The sequence below is a fragment of the Terrabacter aerolatus genome (assembly GCF_007991735.1).
In the GTDB taxonomy this organism is placed as follows: Bacteria; Actinomycetota; Actinomycetes; order Actinomycetales; family Dermatophilaceae; genus Terrabacter; species Terrabacter aerolatus.
In genome coordinates this window covers 1-19,201 of record NZ_BJYX01000014.1, presented here as the reverse complement: position 1 = coordinate 19,201, position 19,201 = coordinate 1, and the positions used below count along the sequence as shown (strand labels likewise).

General features: G+C 72.2%; 15 protein-coding genes. 9 read left to right on the top strand and 6 right to left on the bottom strand.

What is annotated here, in order from left to right:
* Positions 1 to 4: 4 nt before the first annotated feature.
* Entirely contained in the window at positions 5 to 2,566 is a 2,562-nt protein-coding gene (locus TAE01_RS13210) for a fibronectin type III domain-containing protein (protein ID WP_147067187.1), read from the bottom strand.
* 241 nt (positions 2,567 to 2,807) lie between these two features.
* Between TAE01_RS13210 and TAE01_RS13205 the strand changes: the two genes are divergently transcribed.
* Positions 2,808 to 3,761 (top strand): cation diffusion facilitator family transporter, encoded by a 954-nt coding sequence (locus TAE01_RS13205; RefSeq protein WP_147067186.1) that lies wholly within the window; start codon positions 2,808 to 2,810, stop codon positions 3,759 to 3,761.
* 27 nt (positions 3,762 to 3,788) lie between these two features.
* On the opposite strand, the gene TAE01_RS13200 is transcribed toward TAE01_RS13205, so the two are convergent.
* Entirely contained in the window at positions 3,789 to 4,862 is a 1,074-nt protein-coding gene (locus TAE01_RS13200; RefSeq protein WP_246111331.1) for a sodium:calcium antiporter, read from the bottom strand.
* Between the two features lie 213 nt (positions 4,863 to 5,075).
* On the opposite strand from TAE01_RS13200, the gene TAE01_RS13195 reads away from it, so the two are divergent.
* The 6 genes from TAE01_RS13195 (at position 5,076) to TAE01_RS13170 (ending at position 11,567) form a co-directional block, all read left to right on the top strand.
* Positions 5,076 to 5,840: a DeoR/GlpR family DNA-binding transcription regulator gene (locus TAE01_RS13195; protein WP_246111330.1), complete on the top strand. Its 765-nt coding sequence runs from the start codon at positions 5,076 to 5,078 to the stop codon at positions 5,838 to 5,840.
* An 87-nt stretch (positions 5,841 to 5,927) separates the two neighbouring features.
* Positions 5,928 to 7,355 carry an extracellular solute-binding protein gene (locus TAE01_RS13190; RefSeq protein WP_147067182.1) on the top strand — a complete coding sequence of 476 codons (1,428 nt, stop codon included), beginning with the start codon at positions 5,928 to 5,930 and terminating at the stop codon, positions 7,353 to 7,355.
* A 43-nt stretch (positions 7,356 to 7,398) separates the two neighbouring features.
* Positions 7,399 to 8,280 carry a carbohydrate ABC transporter permease gene (locus TAE01_RS13185; protein WP_246111329.1) on the top strand — a complete coding sequence of 294 codons (882 nt, stop codon included), beginning with the start codon at positions 7,399 to 7,401 and terminating at the stop codon, positions 8,278 to 8,280.
* 89 nt (positions 8,281 to 8,369) lie between these two features.
* Positions 8,370 to 9,191 carry a carbohydrate ABC transporter permease gene (locus tag TAE01_RS13180; protein WP_246111328.1) on the top strand — a complete coding sequence of 274 codons (822 nt, stop codon included), beginning with the start codon at positions 8,370 to 8,372 and terminating at the stop codon, positions 9,189 to 9,191.
* Positions 9,191 to 10,270 (top strand): ABC transporter ATP-binding protein, encoded by a 1,080-nt coding sequence (locus TAE01_RS13175; protein ID WP_147067178.1) that lies wholly within the window; start codon positions 9,191 to 9,193, stop codon positions 10,268 to 10,270. Before TAE01_RS13180 ends, TAE01_RS13175 begins: the two co-directional genes overlap by 1 nt.
* Before the next feature lie 13 nt (positions 10,271 to 10,283).
* The gene (locus TAE01_RS13170; protein ID WP_147067176.1) at positions 10,284 to 11,567 is read left to right on the top strand and encodes a CehA/McbA family metallohydrolase; all 1,284 of its coding nucleotides are present in this window, start codon (positions 10,284 to 10,286) and stop codon (positions 11,565 to 11,567) included.
* Positions 11,568 to 11,579: 12 nt separating this feature from the next.
* On the opposite strand, the gene TAE01_RS21100 is transcribed toward TAE01_RS13170, so the two are convergent.
* From TAE01_RS21100 to TAE01_RS13150, 4 genes are all read right to left on the bottom strand, one after another.
* Entirely contained in the window at positions 11,580 to 14,552 is a 2,973-nt protein-coding gene (locus tag TAE01_RS21100; protein ID WP_147067174.1) for a glycoside hydrolase family 38 N-terminal domain-containing protein, read from the bottom strand.
* A 137-nt stretch (positions 14,553 to 14,689) separates the two neighbouring features.
* Positions 14,690 to 15,079 carry a tautomerase family protein gene (locus TAE01_RS13160; protein WP_147067172.1) on the bottom strand — a complete coding sequence of 130 codons (390 nt, stop codon included), beginning with the start codon at positions 15,077 to 15,079 and terminating at the stop codon, positions 14,690 to 14,692.
* Positions 15,080 to 15,200: 121 nt separating this feature from the next.
* A complete protein-coding gene (locus TAE01_RS13155) occupies positions 15,201 to 16,556 on the bottom strand; it encodes an HNH endonuclease signature motif containing protein (protein WP_246111327.1) in 1,356 nt (451 codons plus the stop codon).
* A 36-nt stretch (positions 16,557 to 16,592) separates the two neighbouring features.
* Positions 16,593 to 16,850, bottom strand: a complete 258-nt coding sequence (locus TAE01_RS13150) for a hypothetical protein (RefSeq protein ID WP_147067170.1) — start codon at positions 16,848 to 16,850, stop codon at positions 16,593 to 16,595.
* A 59-nt stretch (positions 16,851 to 16,909) separates the two neighbouring features.
* Here TAE01_RS13150 and TAE01_RS13145 point away from each other — a divergent pair, with 59 nt between their 5' ends.
* Both TAE01_RS13145 and TAE01_RS13140 read left to right on the top strand, forming a co-directional pair.
* Complete coding sequence (locus TAE01_RS13145; protein WP_147067168.1) at positions 16,910 to 17,911, top strand: glycoside hydrolase family 68 protein; 1,002 nt, start codon at positions 16,910 to 16,912, stop codon at positions 17,909 to 17,911.
* An 85-nt stretch (positions 17,912 to 17,996) separates the two neighbouring features.
* On the top strand, positions 17,997 to 19,199 hold the full coding sequence (locus TAE01_RS13140; RefSeq protein WP_147067167.1) for a glycosyltransferase: 1,203 nt from the start codon (positions 17,997 to 17,999) through the stop codon (positions 19,197 to 19,199).
* Positions 19,200 to 19,201 lie beyond the last annotated feature (2 nt).

Below are 19,201 nucleotides of genomic sequence, written 5' to 3'. Positions count from 1 at the left end.
CTGCTCAGCTCGAGCGGGAGACCGTCGTCGTGCCACCGATGAAGCACGTCGCCAGCGTCGGGCACTCGGGCCGGCCGTGCCCGTCCGGAGGGTAGGACGTGCCGTCCGTCCGCCACGCCCCCAGGATCCACGTCACCGGGGTGTCGTCGTTGCTGTAGGCGTAGGTGGCCGCGCAGTCGTCGGCGGTGATGCACGTCAGCGTGCCGAGCCGGTACGCCGTGAAGTCCTGGGCGTGCACCGTCCACGTCGAGCCGTTCCACTGCACCCAGTCGCCGGAGTCGACGACGGCGATGCACATCGTCGGGCTGCCGCACGACAAAAGCGAGCCGTCTGCCGGGAAGGTCGAGGGCAGCAGCCTCGTCGGCGTCAGGCCCGAGCCGGAGTACTGGCGGTAGGTGCCGTTCGAGGCGACGAGCATGCACGGGCCACCGGCGGGGCACGAGACCCCTGGGGCCTGGCTCCACTGCGAGGTCAGGGCTGTCACCGGGGTGGACCAGCTCGAGCCGTTGAAGCGGCTGACGCGGCCCTGCTCGTCGACCCCGAGGCACAGGGTCGGGCTCGCGCACGACACGTCGGCGGCGGCGAGCGGCATCGGCTTCGAGGCGCCCCAGGCCCCGCCGGACCAGACGCGGTAGACCTTGTTGACGTTCTCGACCGCGATGCAGAAGCCCGGCCCCGAGCACTGGACGGTCGCGGGCTGGGTGAAGTACTTGGCCGACCGGGTCCACCTCGCGCCGTTCCACGCGACGAGCCAGCCGTTCCGGTCGACGAAGAAGCAGGAGTCCGCGGTGCGGCAGCCGACGCGACCGACACCTCCGGTCGTCTGGACGTACGTGCCGGTCAGGGCCCAGTGGGACGTCGGCGTCCAGCGGTAGAAGCGGCCGCGGTCGTCGACCGCGAAGCACGCGCTACCGCTGCGGGGGCACGACACGGCCCGGACCCGACCGATGTTGGCGCTCAGCCGCGAGTGCTCGACGACGGAACCGCCCGACCAGCGGTCGACGCTGTCGAAGTTGAGGGCCACGCACAGTGTCGGCGAGGCGCACGAGACCTGGCTCGTGCTGACGTAGGAGGGATTGGGGTCCATGGACCGGACCGACCACGCCGTCCCCGACACCATGACGCGGACCCCCTCACCGAGGGCGAGGCAAGTGCTGCTGGAGCAGGAGATGCTCGACAGGCTCCCGGTCTGGTAGCCGGCGAGGAAGCCGGTGCTCCAGGCGGTGCCGGTCAGGGTGCCGCGCCAGCTGCTGGAGGTCGAGCTGCCCGACGCGATGGCGAAGCAGCGGGCGGCTGCCTGGCAGGAGACGTCGTTCCAGTCGACGCCCCGCAGGGTGCCGATGCGGGCCGGGCTGGTCCACGTCGTGCCCACCCGGGTCGTGGACCAGCCGTCGCGCCGGACGGCGACGCAGTAGGTGGTGCTCGGGCAGGCGAGCGAGGTCCAGCCGGACGACGGCGCACCGGCCGACCGCCAGCCGCCGTTGCTGAACTCGACGACGCGCCCGAGGCTGATGGCCGAGCAGCGACCGACCGCGGGGCAGGTCAGCGACGTGACGACCGGTTCCCACTCGGGGTCCGGCGACGCGGGGAAGGCGGCCACGGCCTTCGACCACGTCGAGCCCGACATCACCTGGTAGGAGCCGGTGTTGTCGACCGCCAGGCACCACGTGCTCGTCGCGCAGGCCAGGGCTCCCGGCCACCCGGCATACGGGCTCGCGACGGTCGTGGTCCAGGTGCGCTTCGGGGTCACGGCGACGCCCAGACCGGCGGGACCGGAGCGGCCCGAGGCGTCCTGTGCCACGGCGGTGTAGGAGTAGCCGCGCCCGACGAGGAGCCCGGAGTCGGTGACGGTGGTCCCGGTCCCGGAGTAGACGGTCCGGACCGCTCCCGACGGGTCCGTGCGCGTGACGACGACGGCGGCGACACCGGGGTCGGTCGGTGCCGTCCAGGCGACGGTCGCCGTCGAGGCCGAGGTCAGCGTGACGGTCAGTCCGAGGACGGTCTGGACCGACGTCGTCGTGACCGCCGCCGCGGGCCTGAGGTAGCCACCGGCTCCGTCGTCGGCCCAGACCACGTAGCGGTAGCGGGTCCAGGCCGTGACGGTCGTGTCGACGGCGCGGAGCTCGGTGCCGGAGTAGACGAGGGTGCCGCCGGTCGGGGTGGGGGTGCCGGTGCCGTCGTCGCGGCGGACCATGAAGGTGGACGCGTGGTACGCCGTCCAGGTCAGGGTGACGGAGGTCGTGCTGGGAGTGATCCGCGTCCACCGCACGTAGCCGTCGCTCGGTGGCGTCGTCGTGTTCGGGGTCACCGTCGGGGTGTCCGTCGGGGTTGCCGGCGCCGTGTTGGTCGTGCTGGTCGTGCTGGTCGTGGTTGTCGTGGCGCTCGGTGGCGTCGTGACCGTCGTGGTGGGGTCGGCCGTCGACGTCCCGGTGACGGTCGCCGCCGGGGTCGCGCTCGACGGGGCGGCTCCCCAGAGCGTCACGGCGGCGACGGCCACCGTGAGCGAGGCGGCGAGCCCGGCGACGACGCGCGCGGTGAGATGGCGGTGACGGTGCGGCGCGGCCACGACTTCCCCTGTCGACAGCGGCCGGCGCCGTGCCGGCCGGCTGCATCGTAGCCAGCCGACGGCCCGCTGCGGCGGCGAACGCGGAAGGAAGATGGGGCACGTCAGGGAGGCCGAGCGGAAGGGGTGGCGGGGTCGGCGGCCCGGGTGACGGCATACGCCCATCGGGTATGCCGTTCGGTGCCCCTGAGCGCGCGCCGTGCGCCCCTTGAGCGGGTGACCCCCGAACGGAAGACTGACGAGCATGCCTGACACCGAGCACGAGCAGGGCCAGAAGAGCGAGAGCCTGACCACCGTGCTCATCGCGCTGGGGGCCAACACCCTCATCGCGATCGCGAAGTCGGTCGTCGCGGTCATCACCGGGTCGGCGTCGATGGTCGCTGAGGCCGCCCACTCGTGGGCCGACGCCGGCAACGAGATCTTCCTGCTGACCGCCGAACGCCGGGCGGCCCAGCCGCGCGACGCGACGCACCCCTTCGGCTACGGGCGCGAGGCCTACGTCTGGTCGATGTTCGCGGCCTTCGGCCTCTTCGGCGCGGGCGCCGTCGTGTCGGTGTGGCACGGGATCTCGGTGCTCGGGCACGAGGAGCCGGAGACGTCCTACACCTGGGCGTATGCCGTGCTCGCCATCGCCTTCGTGCTCGAGAGCGTCTCGTTCGTGCAGGCCACGCGGCAGACCCGCACCGAGGCGAGGTCGCGCGGGCTGCGGCCGCTGAAGTTCATCGCCAACACCTCGAACCCGACGCTGCGCGCGGTCTTCGCCGAGGACGCGGCGGCGCTCGTCGGCCTCGTCATCGCAGGGCTCGGCATCGTCCTGCACCAGGTGACCGGGAACGCGATCTGGGATGCTCTCGGCTCGATCCTCGTCGGCCTGCTGCTCGGGGTCGTCGCGATCTTCCTCATCGGCCGCAACCGGGACTACCTCGTCGGCCAGGCTGTGCGGCCGGAGCTGTGGCGGCAGGCGTTCGACGACCTCAGCGGCAGCGAGGAGGTCGAGCGCGTGACCTTCCTGCACCTCGAGTTCGTCGGTCCGGGCAAGGTCTTCCTCGTCGCCGCGGTCGACCTGACCGGCGACGACACCGAGGCGAAGGTGGCGACCCGGCTCGCCGAGCTGGGCCACCGCATCGAGGAGCACGAGCTCGTCGAGCTGGCCATGATCACGCTGTCGAAGACGGACGCGCCCACGCTGACGCCGTGACCAGGGTGGGCAGCGCCGGCTGGGTTCTCACTGGGGCAGCACGACGAGTCCTATAACGCCGAGGACGTAGAGCGCGAGCACCGCGATGCTGTCGATGCCCAGGCGTGCGTGCTGCTTGGCAGGGCGGAAGACGAGCCCGGCCATGTAGACGATCGTGAGGAGCGCGGCGAGGCCGGTGAGGTAGATGTCCGCTGCGTGCGCGTTGGGCAGGACCGCCTTGCCGGAGACGAGGACGGCGAGCAGGAAGAGCACGGGCAGGAACGCGTTGCCGCCGAAGATGTCCCCGAAGGCGAGCTTGTAGTCGCCCTGCCGCACCGCGGTGAGCCCGGTGCTCAGTTCGGGCAGCGACGTCGCGGCGGCCAGGACGGTGGCGCCGAAGAGGGCGCCGGAGAGGCCCACCTGGTCGGCGGCCGCGGACCCGCTCTCCTCGGCGAGGGCTCCCGCGACGAGGGTGGCCAGCGCCGCCGCGCCGAAGACGAGGACGACCTTCGCGGTGCTGACGCCGCGCCGGGTGGCCTCGTCCGAACGTGCCTTCCTGGAGTGCCCCCGTGGCTTCGCCTGGCTGTCGGGTGCCTCGCCGCTGTTGGACCACGGCAGCTTCGAACCTGCGCGCTGGGTGAGCATGAGGCCGACGACCCAGACGATGGCGATGAGCACGACGTCGGGCGACAGCCGGGCGACGACGAGGGTCTTGGGCAGCTGGGTGCCCATGACGACGATGACGAGGACGGCGAGCACGATGGCGCCCTCGATGACGAGCATGAGGCTCGCCGCCTGGTAGGTCAGCGGTCGGCGCTCCCGCACGCCGAACGCGTCGAGCGCGACGAGGACGACCGTCTGGATGGCGATGCCTCCGAGGATGTTGCTGACGGCGATGTCGAGGTGACCGCTCGCCGCAGCGCTGTAGGTGATGGCGATCTCGGGGAGGTTGGTGGCGACGGCGAGCAGGATGAGGCCGCCGAGCGCCTGCCCGAGGTGGAGCCGGTCGGCGAGGATGTCGGTGTAGTTCGACAGCGGGATCCCGGCGAGCCAGATGACGGCAGCGCTCCCGACGAAGATGAGCAGTTCGGTCCACAACGGCAGGTGTGGGAGCAGGTTCACCTCCACACCGTATGGACGAACCTTGGCAACAACCTCGGAACGGACGTATGCCGCATCCTCGGTCGAGCATGCCGGTGCCATCCCCACGTCCATCCCACGCGCATCCCCCGCCCCCGTCTCGAGGTCGGCGGCACGTGCCCGCTCCGGAGCGGAAATGCGCATTCACTGCTCAGCAACGCGCATTTTCGATCACGGATGTGCCAACCTGCTGGTGTGCGTTACGCGCGGCATCGGGCCATCACCGACGAGCTACGAGACGGGGCCGTCTCCGTGCAGGACCTCGTCGTGCGCCTCGGCGTCTCGGCCGCCACGATCAGGCGTGACCTCGCCGAGCTCTCCGATGCCGGGCTCGTGCGCCGGGTCCACGGCGGGGCGGCGCCCCTGGCCAACGGCGACGGTCCGGTCGAGGTGGACCGGCCGTACGAGGAGGTCGCCGACGACGCCGCCGCCGACAAGCTGGCCATCGCGCGTCGGGCGGCCGAGCTCGTGCACGACGGCGACACCGTCCTGCTCGACATCGGCACGACGACCGGCGCGCTGGCCCGCGAGCTGAAGGGCCGCTCGATCACCGTCATCACCCCGAGCCTCGCCGTGCTCGACGCCCTGCGCGGAGACCCCGCCGTCGACATCGTCCTGCTCGGGGGCTCGCTGCGCCGCGCCTACCACTCCCTCGTGGGGCCGCTGACGGAGGAAGCCCTGCGCCGGGTACGCGCCACGACCGTCTTCCTCGGCACGAGCGGCATCGACGCCCAGGGCTGGGTGCTCGACACGACCTCGGTCGAGGTGCCGACGAAACGGCTCCTGCTCGAGGCCAGTGCCCGCGTCGTGCTGCTCGCCGACCGCACGAAGTTCCCGGGGCAGGGCTCGATCCGCGTCTGCGACTTCGGCTCCGTCTCGACCCTCATCACCACCGCCGCCACCGGCCACCCGACCCTCGAGCTCGCCCGCTCCCGTGGGACGGACGTGCTCCTCGCCTGACCTGCTCGCCTGACCTGCTCGCCTGGACAGCACCACTGATCAACGTCGCCAGACCCTTCCACCACCCCCAGAGAAGGAGCCCACCCGATGAGAACCATCTCGACCCACGGTGTCCGGACGCGTGTGCTGGCCGTCGTCGCGACGTCCCTGGCGCTCGTCGGAGCCGCGGCCTGCGACCGCAGCTCCTCCACCGGCACGAGTCCCTCGCAGAACGCCGGAGCCAAGGACGTGACGCTGACGATCACGTCGAACTCGATCGCCGGCGGCAAGAACGCCGACGAGGCCGACTGGTACGCCAAGTACGTCATCCCGACCTTCACGAAGCAGCAGAAGGCCAAGGGCGTCAACGTCACGGTGACGTTCCAGCCGTCCGGCGTCGACGACGAGCAGTACAAGACGAAGGTGGCCCTCGACCTCAAGAGCCGCGCGGGGGCCGACATCATGGCCCTCGACGGGATCTGGGTCGGCGAGTTCGCCCAGGCCGGCTACCTCAAGCCGCTCACCGACGTCGCCGGACCGAGCGTCACCTCGTGGGAGGGCTGGTCGCAGATCCCGAAGGCCGTCCAGGCCAACGCGTCGTTCGAGGACAAGACCTACGGCATCCCGGCTGGCACGGACGGCCGCGTCCTCTACTTCAACAAGAAGCTCTTCGCCCAGGCCGGGCTGCCGGCCGACTGGCAGCCGAAGTCGTGGCAGGACATCATCGACGCCGGCATGAAGCTCAAGGCGATCTCCGGGGTCAATCCGATCCAGATCAACGCCGGCACGGCCATGGGCGAGGCGACGACCATGCAGGGCGTGCTGCCGCTGCTCGTCGGCGCCGGCTCCGAGATCTACTCCGGCGGCAAGTGGCAGGGCGACACCAAGGCCGTGCGCGACGTCCTGACCTTCTACAAGACGCTCCTCGACCAGGGCCTGGAGAACAAGAACTTCCAGCAGGCCGCCAAGGGGCGCGACCAGTCGTTCGCCGCCTTCGCCGCGGGCAAGGTCGGCATCCTCCTAGAGGGCGACTACTTCTGGCGTTCGGTCATCAACCCCGACAACGGCGACGCGCCGATGGCCTCGCGCAACAGCGACGTCGGGTGGGCGTTCATCCCGGCCCGCGAGCCGGGCAGCGGCGTCGGCGGCAGCAACGACGTCTCGATGTCGGGCGGTGGCGGCTACTTCCTCAACCCCAACACGAAGTACCCGCAGCAGGCGTGGGAGCTGCTCCAGTTCATCGGCTCCCCGGACGCCATCAACGCCCTGCTCCACGGCTCGGCGAAGATCACGGCGCGCCAGGACGTCAACGAGAAGGTGCTCTCGAGCGACCCGTTCCTGTCGTTCGTGTCGCAGAAGGTGCTGCCGGTGACGCACTACCGCCCGGGTCTCGCGGTCTACCCGCAGGTCTCGCAGGCGCTGCAGCAGGCCACGGCCGACATCGTGTCGGGCAAGAGCGTCGACGAGGCCGCGAAGGCCTACGGCGCCGCGGTGGAGAAGGCGGTCGGCGGCGCGGACAAGGTGTCGTCATCGTGAGGACTACCGGGCACCCGCCCCTGCAGGGGGAGGCGGGTGCCCGGTGACCGTCACGTCGGTGGACGCGGCGGGACTGGGGCGCCGGCGGGCGATGGGGCTCGTCACGCCGGCGCTCCTTCTCGTCACGGCCTTCCTCGTCGTGCCGGCCGTGTGGACGGTCTACCTCGGCATGACGGACTACCGGCTCACCGGCATCCAGGCGGCCAACCCGCAGTTCGTCGGCCTCGACAACTACCGCGCAGCGCTCGCCGACCCCGACTTCCGCAACTCGCTGTGGCTGACGCTGCTCTTCGTGCTCGGCTCGGCCGTCGTCGGGCAGACCGTCGCCGGCTTCGCCCTCGCCTGGACGCTGCGCGGGGTGCCGCGCCTCGTCCGGGGCGTCGTCGAGACCCTCGTCCTGCTGGCGTGGATCCTGCCCAGCTCGATCGTCGCCTTCCTCTGGGTCGCCTACCTCTCCGGTGACGGCGGCACGCTCAACGCGCTGCTCCACACGACGGGCACCGACTGGCTCCTCGAGCACCCGATGGCCTCGATCATCGTCTTCAACACCTGGCGCGGCACGGCCTTCTCGATGCTGCTCTTCTCGGCGGCCCTGGGCGCCGTGCCTCCCTCACAGCTCGAGTCGGCCCGGCTCGCGGGCGCCGGCACGTTCGCGCAGCTGCGTGACGTGGTCCTGCCGCACATCCGCGGGCACGTCCTGACGAACACGCTGCTCATCAGCCTCTGGACGTTCAACGACTTCTCGCCCTACCTGCTGACGGCGGGCGGACCCAACCACGCGAGCGAGACGCTGCCGGTCTTCATCTACAACAAGGCGCTCTACGGCGGCCAGCTCGGCTACGGATCGGCGATCTCGTTCATCATGCTGGTCATCAACCTCGTCATCGCCCTCTTCTACGTGCGCCTGCTCCGGGAGCGCCGATGACCGGGGGCAGGAGGACCGCGCCGAGGACAGCGCCGAGGACAGCGCCGAGGACAGCGCCGAGGACAGCGCCGAGATCTCTGCGGGCACCCGTGTCGGCGCGGTCGGTCGTGGGCCGCCTGGCGATCACGGCCTTCGTCGCGGCGGCCATCGCCTTCTGGGCGCTGCCCATGCTCTGGCTGGTGACGGCCCCGTTCAACTCCCACCCGGGCCTCGACGTCAGCTGGCCCGACTGGACGCTCGAGAACTTCCGCAAGCTCTCGGAGAACCCGTACGCCTTCTCCTCGCTCAAGAACTCCGTCTACCTCGCGGTGGGCACGATGCTCGGCGTGACCGTGATGGCGGCGCTCGCGGCATACTCCCTCTCCCGCGTGCGGATCCCGGGACGCAACACGATCCTCTACGGGCTGCTGCTGCTCAGCTCGATCGTCACGGGCACCGCGGCGATGGTCCCGATCTTCCAGCTGATGTTCGCGCTCAACCTCGTCGACGACCGCTCGGGCGTCATCCTCGTGCTGACGGGTGGACTGCTCCCGGCGGCGATCTTCATCCTCAAGGACTTCATGGACGCCACCCCGAAGTCCTACGAGGAGAGCGCCCGCGTCTTCGGCGCGACGCCGCTGCAGGTGCTGCGGCACGTCGTGCTGCCCATCGTGCGGCCGGGGCTGGCGACGATCGCCGTCTGGGCGCTCGTCAACGTGTGGAGCGACTTCCTCACCTCGTACATCCTGCTGCGCGACCCGACCAAGCTGCCCGCGGGCGTCGTCATGTACACGTTCTACTCGGAGGGCGGGCAGGCGAATCTGCCTCTCATCTCGGCGTTCTCACTCGTCTACGCGCTGCCGGTCGTGGCGCTCTACCTGTTCGTCAACCGGCGCTACGGGTTCCGTTTCCATGGAGGCATCAAGAGCTGATGGCCAGCATTCGCATCGACGGACTGAGCAAGGTCTACCCGGGTGACGTCACCGCCATCGACGGGCTCGAGCTCACGGTCGCGGACGGCTCCTTCTTCGCCCTGCTCGGACCCTCCGGTTGCGGCAAGACGACGCTGCTGCGCACCATCGCGGGCCTCGAGGAGGCGACGGACGGCGCGATCCACATCGGCGACCGGGACGTCACGCGCCTGACGCCCGGGGACCGCAACGTCGCCATGGTGTTCCAGGACTACGCCCTCTTCCCGCACATGAGCGTCACCGACAACATCGCCTACCCGCTGCGCATCAAGAAGGTCGGTCGCACCGAGCGCGTCGCCAAGGCGGCCGAGACCGGGGAGGGCCTCGGGCTCTCGGCCCTCATGGACCGTCGCCCCGGCGAGCTCTCCGGCGGCCAGCAGCAGCGCGTCGCGCTCGCGCGGGCGATGGCCTGCCAGCCGGACGTCTTCCTCCTCGACGAGCCGCTGTCCAACCTCGACGCACGCCTGCGGCTCGAGGCCCGCACCTTCCTCAAGCGGCTCCAGCGCGACCTCGACGTGACGACCGTCTTCGTCACCCACGACCAGAGCGAGGCCCTCGCGATGGCCGACCAGATCGCCGTCATGGAGGCCGGCCGCATCCGCCAGCTCGGCACGCCGTCGGAGATCTTCCGGCGCCCGGCCAACACGTTCGTCGCGAACTTCATCGGCTCGACGCCGATGAACATGCTGCCGGGCGAGCTGGTCGGCGGGAAGCTGCGGGTCGGTGACCGGGAACCCGTCGACGCCGTGGCGGCCGGATGGGTCGGCGCCGACTCGGGCGACGGGGCCGTCACCGTGGCCTTCCGGCCGGAGTACGCGCGGGTCGACGAGGCCGGGTCGCTCACCTTCGAGGGCGAGGTCGAGACGAGCGAGAACCTCGGCGCCAGCGTCCTCATCACCGCCCGCACCCACGACGACCACCGCGTGCAGGCCGTCGTGCCCGAGGGGGCCGAGCCCGAGCCCGGTGCCGCGGTCCGCGTGACGCCCGTTCCGGGGCGGGTGCTCGTGTACGACGAGGACGGCGAGCTGCTCGTGCCATGACGGGCCGGACACCATGACCTCACCTCTCACCTCACCTTCGACGCTGCTGCGCGTGACGCGGCACTGGCGTCCGGACGACCGCGCGGAGTCCCAGATCCGCACGGTCGGCTTCGACGTGCCGCGTGAGGTCGGCGCGGTAGAGATCCAGATGACGTATGCCGCCGGGCCGGGCTCCGTGCTCGACCTGGGCCTCGAGGGGCCTCGGGGCTACGTCGGCTGGTCGGGTGGGGCACGGAGCCGTGTCGTCGTCTCGCAGGGGTGGGCGACCCCGGGCTACGTGCCCCAGGCGGTCGAGGCCGGGACCTGGTGCGTGCTCATCGGGCTGCACCGGGTCCCGGCCGACGGCGTGACGATGGAGCTCACGGTGCAGGTCGTCGGCGACTCGGTCGTGGCCGAGCACCGGCGTGCCGAGCCTGCGGATCCTCCCGCGGCCTCCGATCCGTCCGCAGAGGGTCGGTCGGGCGTGGATCGTCCGGCCGCGCGTCGTGCGGGTCCGGCGTCGCGTCTGCCGGACGTGGACGGGATGCGCTGGCTCGCCGGTGACTTCCACTCGCACACCGTGCACTCCGACGGCGCCCTCTCGGTCGGTGGGCTGGCCGGGCTGGCGGTGTCGCGGGGCCTCGACTTCCTCGCCGTCACCGACCACAACACGACGAGCCACCACGCCCACCTGCCGGCGGCAGCGGCGGCATACGGCATCGTCCTCGTGCCGGGGCAGGAGGTGACGCGCGACGTCGGGCACGCCAACGTCATCGGCGACGTCGGGCTCGTCGACTTCCGCAGCCCGCCCGAGACGTGGGCGACGCAGGCCGAGAGCCGCGGCGGGGTGCTGTCGATCAATCACCCGCTCGCCGCCGACTGCGCCTGGCTGCTGCCGGTCGACCGTCCGGCCGTGGCGGAGGTGTGGCACTCCTCGTGGGCCTCGGTGCCGACGTGGGGAGCGCCCCTGGCGTGGTGGCTCCTGACGCCGGAGACCGTGCCGATCGGTGGCAGCGACTTCCACCAGCACGGGCACGACGGGCTCCCCGGGTCGCCGACGACGTGGGTGCTGGCCGAGGGAGACGACGTCGTCGGGGCGGTGCGCGCCGGCCGGACCGCGGTCAGTGGCTCGGTCGACGGGCCGGTCGTCGCCCGGGTCGGGGACGAGTTCGTCGCCGTCGGCGCGGAGGGCCTGCTGCTGAGCGGGTCCGGTCGAGGACGGAGTCGGGTCCTCGGCGACCGCTTCCGGCTGCCGGCGTGGTCGGGCCCCTGCTGGCTCGAGGACGAGGACCGGGTCGTCCACGCCCTCTGCGGCTAGCAGGCATCCCGGTCACGACCCGAGCGGTGCTTCGATCTCCACCCTGACCGCGGCGATCTTCCAAGGGCGCAGGGGAACTCGCACGCGACCGTCCGTCGCCTCGAGCGGGTCACCCGGTCTGCCGAGACCGTCGACGACGACACCCGCACCGACAGGAGCGGCGCCCGACCCGAGGACGGCGACCGTGGGCCGGTCGGACAGGTTGACGACCCGCACCTCGACGGCCGTGTCGGCGTCGGCGCGACGGCGCAGCGAGACGAGCTCGACCCCGTCGCCGGCCAGGGCCAGCCCCTCGCGCGCGAGCAGGGGCCCTCCCGTGGGTCCGGCGCCACGGGTCACGACGACGGGGTGGAGGTAGGCCTCGGTCGCCTCGGCGACCCGGGCCTCGGCCCACGAGCCCCGGTGCGGCATGACCGCGACCGAGAGGTGGCAGGGGCCGAGTGCCTGCGCGTCGGGCGTCGGCAGCTGGGGTCCGGCCGGCTCGCTCCGGTAGGGGTGCACGTTGCGGCTGAGGTAGCCGATGGACCGCAGCGCCGTCACCGCGATCTCAGTGCCTCCAGCCGCCTCGGGTCCGGCGTCGACCACCTCGTACTCGACGGTGCGGCCAAGCAGGACCGCGACGCCCCCTGCGTCGACGAAGCGCTCGGCCGGGAAGGTCGGCAGCGGGTGCTCGCCGACCGGACCCGCCTCCGCGGTGCGGCCGCGCTCGACGACGGCGAGCTGGCCCAGGGCGTGCGACCCGGTCGCCGGCTCTGCCGTCGGGACGTGCAGGCGCAGCCGGTGGTCGCGCGTGACGTTCTGCCAGTCGAGCGTCAGCCGGACGAAGGGCTCGTCGGCGCGCAGCTCGACGTGCATCGTGACCGTGCTGGACTCCGTCGAGACCGACCGCCCGGCGAGGTCACTCGTGACGGGGAGCTCGTAGCGCCGCTCGACGCGGATCGCCCCGAGCACCGGTCCCTTGCTGCCGACGGGCTCGACCGTGACGTGTGTCGGCTCGCTGACGAGCACGTCGTCCGCCGGTGGCGCGTAGTTGTAGGAGTCGCCCGGGTCGCCGCCGTCGACGAGGCGCGCGACCCCGCGCAGGGTGACCCCGCCGGCCGTGACCGTCAGGGTGCCGTCGTCGTCGACGCGGACCTGCACGATCCCGTTGTCGAGACTCCGCTCGCCCTGTCGTATGCCGTCCCGCCCGGTCGCGCTCGACCGCGCCGTCGTCGGCGCGCTCGTCACGGTCCCCGCGATGGCGTCAGGACCCGCACCCGCAGACGCCGGCGCCGGAGTCGGCGCGATGAGCGACGCGGGTTCGGATGACGTACGAGTCGCGGTGCCGGTGCCGGTGCCGGTCGCGGTACCGGTGTCGATACCGGTGTCGATGTTGGTGTCGGCGCGAGTGTCGGTGTCGGTGGGCAGCTCGGCGACGCGGAGCGCGGCCCAGCCGAGGGCGGGGACGGGGACGGACGCAGCGAGTCGGCGCCGTGGCTCGTCCGCGGTGACGACATCCCAAGCCGCATCAACCCCCGGTTCGGCTGCGGCCTGGCGCAGGCGCGCCTCCTCGGCGATGGCGTCGAAGTCGGGGTCGCCGTGGTCGGCGAGGTGGAAGGTCAGTCGGCGGTCCACCGTGTCGATCTCGATGCGACTCAGCTGGAGCCCGAACAGCTCGCGGTCGTGCACCCGGTGCATGAGCCGCGGCAGGTCGGCGGCCGCGACCGTCTCACGCGCCAGCTCGGCAGCGGGCCGCGAGATCTCCTGCGCGGGAACGACCCTGCCGTCGGGCAGCTCGAACCCGACCGCCTCCCAGTCCGCGGGCACCGGGAGCGTGAGCTCGATGACGTCGTGCCGCTCTGCCGCGAGCGGATTCGCGACGACGACCGACCCGACGGGGCTCGTCACCTCGGCAACGACGAGCGCCCGGTCGCGCACGGCCTGCGCCGCGTGCTCCCCCTCCTGGAGGCGGGCGAGCACCTGCACGGCGGTCTCGTCGACGCCGCACCCGGTCACCGAGTCGTGGCACGAGGAGTCGACGACCCGTCGCCACGCCATCGCGAGGTAGTGCGCCGGCAGCGTCTGCAGGTGCAGCGCCGCGAACGGCTCGGCGTAGCGGGTGAGCAGCCGCTCGGTGCGGGCCATCGCCTCCTTGAGCTGCCACCGCACGGAGAGCACACCGGGCAGGATGTTGGCGCGCGCGTGGCTGCGCAGCTCCCCGTCGACGACGCGCAGGGCCTCGCGCGGGTGGCGCGGCTCGGCAAGGTACTCGGTCAGGGTGGCGACCCGCAGCCGCGGGCCGTCCGGGTCGCGGTCGACCTCGGCCACCTCGCTCATGAGCGACGGGAGGGGAGCGGCGTGGTCGGTGCCGTACATCGCGAGGAAGTCCCCGGCGTACCACTGCGACTGCGTGGCGAGGCGGGCCGCGAGGCGCTCGGAGGCGGCGCCGCTGCCGAAGACGTCGGCGGCGTTGCCGTAGCTGTTGGCGAGGAACTCGGTGCGGATGCCCGTGCCGTCGGGGGAGCGCCACCAGAACTCGTGGCTGTCGACCTCGGCCGGTACGCCCCGGTAGACGACCGCCTGCTCGATGCCGACGTGCCGGAGCAGCTGCGGCATCTGCGCGCAGTGGCCGAACATGTCGGGCAGGTAGCCGATCGGCATGACCGTCCCGAGGCGCGACGCGTCGGCCCAGCCCATCTCGAGGTTGCGGATCATCGTCTCGCCCGAGCAGAGGAACTCGTCCATGAGCACGCGCCACGGCCCGATGGCCAGCTGGCCGCGCGCGACGAGCGCTCGCACCGCCTCGGTCTGCTCCGGTCGCACCTCGAGGTAGTCGTCGACCGCGGCCATCTGGCCGTCCATGGTGAACCGGAAGTCCGGCTCCCGCGCGGCCCGGGCGACGACGTCGTCCATGAGGTCGACGAGGCGCAGACGGAAGCGCTGGAAGGGCTCGTACCACTCACGGTCCCAGTGCGTGTGGGGCACGAGCCACACCGTTGCGGTCATGGCTCACGATCATGTCAGCCGCAGTGCCCGTCGTCGTGGCGAGATATGCCGCGAATGCCGGACGACGTGGTGGGCGCCTCGGACGACAGCGCTGGAGGGCCGTACTGGCCGGTGGCCTGCCCAGGTGGTGGGTCGTTCTACAGGTCGCCCTCGAGGAACTGGGCCCGGCCGACGCCGAAGGACCAGTCGGCGGGCGTGTTCTCGACGACGGAGACGACGAGGTCGGTCGGGGCCAGTCCGCAGCGCGCCTCGAGCTGCGCGGCGAGCGCGGCGTAGACGGCCTTCTTCTGCTGCTCGTCGCGGCCCTGCTGGGTGATCTGGATGACGACGACGGCGTCGGTGCGCTCGAAGCCGAGGCCGGTGTCGAGGGCGATGATCCGCCCGGGCCGGTGCTCGTGGATGACCTGGTAGCGGTCGCGCTCCGGCGCCGCGAAGTGCCCGACGAGGACGTCCTGGACGGTGTCGGCGAGGGTGCGGAGGTCCTCGTCGGACCGTCCTTCGATGACGTCGATGCGCACGAGAGGCATGGCGGCTCCTTGGCTGGGGTGGGTCGTTCCATTGGTACCCGACGGGGCTGCATGCCGCTCCCAGCGTCCAGCGGGCATGCCTCAGTCCCCACCGGCCTGGGCGGGGAGCGGGGCGGGGCAGTCAGGTGTGCCAGGTGACGCCGCGGTCGGTGACCGTCGCCTCGAGATCGCGGTCGTGGACCTCGGTGTGGTGCTTGCGGCAGAGCAGTGCCCCGCTGTCGACGGACGTGTGGCCGCCGCGGGACCAGTGGATCGTGTGGTGGACGTCGCACCAGCTCGCGGGCACGGTGCACCCGGCCCACGTGCACTCGCGGTCGCGGACGGTGATGGCCAGGCGCTGGGCTCGGGTGTGCAGACGCTCGCTGCGGCCGACGTCGAGCGGTTGGCTGTCGCCGCCGAGCACCACCGGGATGATCTCCGCGTCGCAGGCCATGCGTCGCACGGCCCCGGGCGACAGGACGTCACCCGACAGCGTGGAGCCGGAGCCCGAACCACGGGAGCCCGTGCGCCGGAACGGCTTCGGGAGGTCGTCGCCGACACTGTCGCGCAGGTCGGAGAGCATGGTGTCGAGGTCGATGAGGACGACGACCTTGGCCTTGTCGGTGGTGGGCACTCCGGCGGCGGACGCGACGCCGCGTTGGACGATCTCGAGCAGCGCATCCAGCCGCCGCCGCGCGGGGGTGCGTTCGTCCTGCTGGAGGGTGCGGCCGTGCTCGTCCTTCTCGGGTCTGGGCACCGACAGCGGGTCGATGGCCGACTTGAGGATGGCGGCGCCCTCGGGGTCGAGCATCCCGCGCAGCCCGACCATGCCGGTGGCGTTGGGCTGGGTGAACCACAGCCCCCTGGCGTCACGCCGACCGCGGTCGAGGGCGTCCTCGTCGGGGGGTGGCCGCACCTGCTCGGTGTGGTGGCGCACGAGGCGGCTCAGCTCCTCAGGGCGCAGCTGCCGCGCTTGATCGGTGAGGTCGGCGAGGGCCGTCGCCATGTCGTCGGGGTCGGCGACCGGCGCGGTGCGAGCGTCGAAGTCGACGATCTGCGCCGCGTTGCCGACGGTGACCTGCTGGGTGGCGACGAGCAGCCGCAGCCGGGACCAGCGTGGGTCGGCCAAAGCGGCGCCGACGGCCACGAACGACTTCGCCTGCCCTGCCGTCAGCGAGGCGTCGTGGCTGCGCAGCCAGTCGGCCCGCGACAGTCCGTCAGGAGCGTCGACGCCCCTGGCCACGAGCTCGGAGACGATGTTGACGAGCATGACCTCGTGGTTGCGGCGCTGGCGTGCGACGCGCTCGGCGGCAGCGGTGAGGTCGGCGCTCGCGTGCCGGTCGAGGTCGAAACCGACCAGCGCGTCCACGGCGACCGCCTCGTGCCGGTCGCCGTCGGCACACGTGTCGTCGTGCGCGACGGCCTGCTCGGACGTGGCCTCGATCCAGGCGGGGTCATCGACCATCTCGCGCCACTCCGCCTCGGTGAGCGGGCGCACGTTGCCTGGGTCGAGCGCCGCCAGGCTCTCGCTCGACTACTCGGACCACGGCCCGTGCCCAGCAGTGACCGGTCGCGTCTCGGGCGCGACGCGACGTGCCTGCCGGCGGCCCTTCCCGTCCGCGCTGCCAGCGGGCGCGGAGCACGCGTCGGAGGCGGACGAGGGTGACGGCATACGACCCGCGAAGCGCTCCCAGAAATCGCGCGCAGACGTGCCGCCGCGGGAGCGCTGTCGCGCCTCCATGTCGGCGAGTCGGCTCCTCAGGAGCTCGAGCACGTCTGTATCCCCTGCCATGAAACGACACTACGGGCGACCACCGACAGTCCCCTCCGCCGGCGTGAAAGGGTGGAGTCGTGTTTCGTCTCCCCGAGGCCTGGGTGTGGGACTTCTGGACCGTCGACGACGGCGAGCGGTACCACCTGTTCTTCCTCTACGCGTCGCGCGCGCTGCGTGACCCGCACGCCCGCCACCACCGTGCGTCGGTCGGCCATGCGGTGTCGACCGACCTCGTGCACTGGGAGCGGGTGACCGACGCCCTCGTCCGCTCGGATCCGCCGGCCTTCGACGACCTCGCGACGTGGACCGGGTCGGTCGTGCGCCACCCGGACGGGCGCTGGTTCATGTTCTACACGGGCGCCTCGCTCAACGACGCGGGCGCGAACGTGCAGTCGATCGGGTATGCCGTGTCGACCGACCTCCACGTGTGGGACAAGGCGCCGGGGCCGGTGCTGTCGGCCGATGCCCGGTGGTACGAGACGTACGCCGACGGGCACTGGCACGACGAGGCGTTCCGCGACCCGTGGGTGCTCGCCGACCCCGACGGCAACGGCTGGCACATGCTCATCACGGCCCGCGCCAACCACGGCGCTACCGTCGACGGCGACGGGGACGGCGAGGTCGTGGACCGCAGTGACGCCGTCGACCGCGGCGTCGTCGGGCACGCGTGGTCGGCGGACCTCGAGACGTGGGAGCTGCGCGAGCCGCTGACCGAGCCGGGCCAGGGGTTCGGCCAGCTCGAGGTGCTCCAGCCCTTCGTCGTGGACGGCCGGCAGGTGCTGCTCTTCAACTGCCTCGTCGGCGACATGCCGGAGGCGGCACGGGCCGAGGGCGCGACGGGCGGCGTCTGGATCGCGGACGCCGAGGGGCCGCTCGGGCCCTACGACATCGCCGGCGCCCAGGTCATCGACGACCCGTCGCTCTACGTCGGCAAGTTCGTCACGGACCGCGCGACGGGGGAGACGCGGTTCCTCGCGTTCGTCCACGACCGCGACCGCGCCTTCGTCGGGGAGATCACCGACCCGTATGCCGTGAGCTGGGACGGCGACCACCTGGTCCTCGAGCCGCTCCGTCACTGACCCGCTGAGCCGGGCGGCCGAGCGGCGCCGGCGCGGGTCGCCCCGTTCTCCGTCGCGGACGCGGCGGCGGTGGGACCGTTGGTGGATGAGGGTGCTCTTCGCGGCCCTGCCGGCGCACGGACACACCTATCCGCTCGTGCCCCTGGCGATGGCGTTCCAGGGCCTGGGCGCAGACGTGCTCTTCGCCACGGGATCGCAGTTCGAGGGGAGGCTGCCGGTGCCGACGACGCTCGGCGCCGAGCCGGGCTGGAGGTTCGCGGACGCGCACGCCGAGGCGTTCGCCCGGATGCCCCAGGGCCGTCCGCCGACCGACGACTTCGCCCGGGTGCTCTTCGTCGACGTGGCGAGCCCCCACCTGCTCGAGCCGACCTGCGCGGTGGTCGAGCGGTGGCGTCCGGACCTCGTCGTCGTCGAGCAGACCAACGTGGCCGGGGCCGTCGCGGCGCGGCGGGTCGGTGCGCCGACGGCGCTCTTCAGCGTCGTCGGCTGGGGCCCGCGGTGGGACGGCGTGTATGCGGCGGCCCTCGAGCGCTGGGGCGCCGACCTGCGCGGCACCGACGGCTCGCCCGTGGCCTCGGTGGCGCAGGTGGCCGACGTCTACCTCGAGGCGCACCCGGCCTTCCTCCGAGAGGCGGGGACCGGCTCGCACGACGCGTCGTTCGGGTCGCAGCCGCCCTTCCCGACGCTGGACCTCGCGCCGCACGCGTGGTCGGAGCCCGGCCCTCTCGTGCCGGAGTGGCTGACGAGACAAGGGCGCCCGGGCGACCCGCCGAGGGTGCTGCTGACGCTGGGGACGGTCTTCGCCGACAACGAGAAGCTGCTCGCGGTCGCCGACGAGGTCGCCGCTGCGGGTTGCGAGGTGCTCGCCGTGACCGGGCGGTCTGGCCTCGCCGACGAGGTCGCGCACGAGCACCCGGCGGTGCACGTCGAGCCGTTCGTCGACCAGGTGGCAGTGCTGGGCCACGTCGACCTCGTCGTGCACCACGGCGGCTCTGGCACGGTGCTCGGCGCTGTCCAGCACGGGCTGCCCCAGGTCGTGGTGCCGCAGGGCGCCGACCAGTTCTGGAACGGCAACCGCCTGGTCGAGCAGGGCGCCGCGCGGGTCGTGCTTCCCGGCGCGCCGCCCAGCAGCGTCCGCGAGGCCGTGACCGCTCTCGTCGACCCGGCGGCCCCGGAGCGGGCGGCCGCGCGGCGCCTCCAGTCGGAGCTGGCGCAGCTGCCCGAGCCTGCCGCTGTGGCCGCCGAGCTGATGCGCCGCTTCGCGCCGGGCAGCCGCAGTCGGGTCTAGAT

What these genes read in the sequence shown, in the direction of transcription:
- TAE01_RS13190 (WP_147067182.1), top strand. Translation starts at nt 5,928, where the DNA reads ATGAGAACCATCTCGACCCACGGTGTCCGGACGCGTGTGCTGGCCGTC.
- TAE01_RS13160 (WP_147067172.1), bottom strand. Translation starts at nt 15,079, where the DNA reads ATGCCTCTCGTGCGCATCGACGTCATCGAAGGACGGTCCGACGAGGAC.
- TAE01_RS13150 (WP_147067170.1), bottom strand. Translation starts at nt 16,850, where the DNA reads ATGGCAGGGGATACAGACGTGCTCGAGCTCCTGAGGAGCCGACTCGCC.
- TAE01_RS13175 (WP_147067178.1), top strand. Translation starts at nt 9,191, where the DNA reads ATGGCCAGCATTCGCATCGACGGACTGAGCAAGGTCTACCCGGGTGAC.
- TAE01_RS13140 (WP_147067167.1), top strand. Translation starts at nt 17,997, where the DNA reads ATGAGGGTGCTCTTCGCGGCCCTGCCGGCGCACGGACACACCTATCCG.
- TAE01_RS13170 (WP_147067176.1), top strand. Translation starts at nt 10,284, where the DNA reads ATGACCTCACCTCTCACCTCACCTTCGACGCTGCTGCGCGTGACGCGG.
- TAE01_RS13205 (WP_147067186.1), top strand. Translation starts at nt 2,808, where the DNA reads ATGCCTGACACCGAGCACGAGCAGGGCCAGAAGAGCGAGAGCCTGACC.
- TAE01_RS21100 (WP_147067174.1), bottom strand. Translation starts at nt 14,552, where the DNA reads ATGACCGCAACGGTGTGGCTCGTGCCCCACACGCACTGGGACCGTGAG.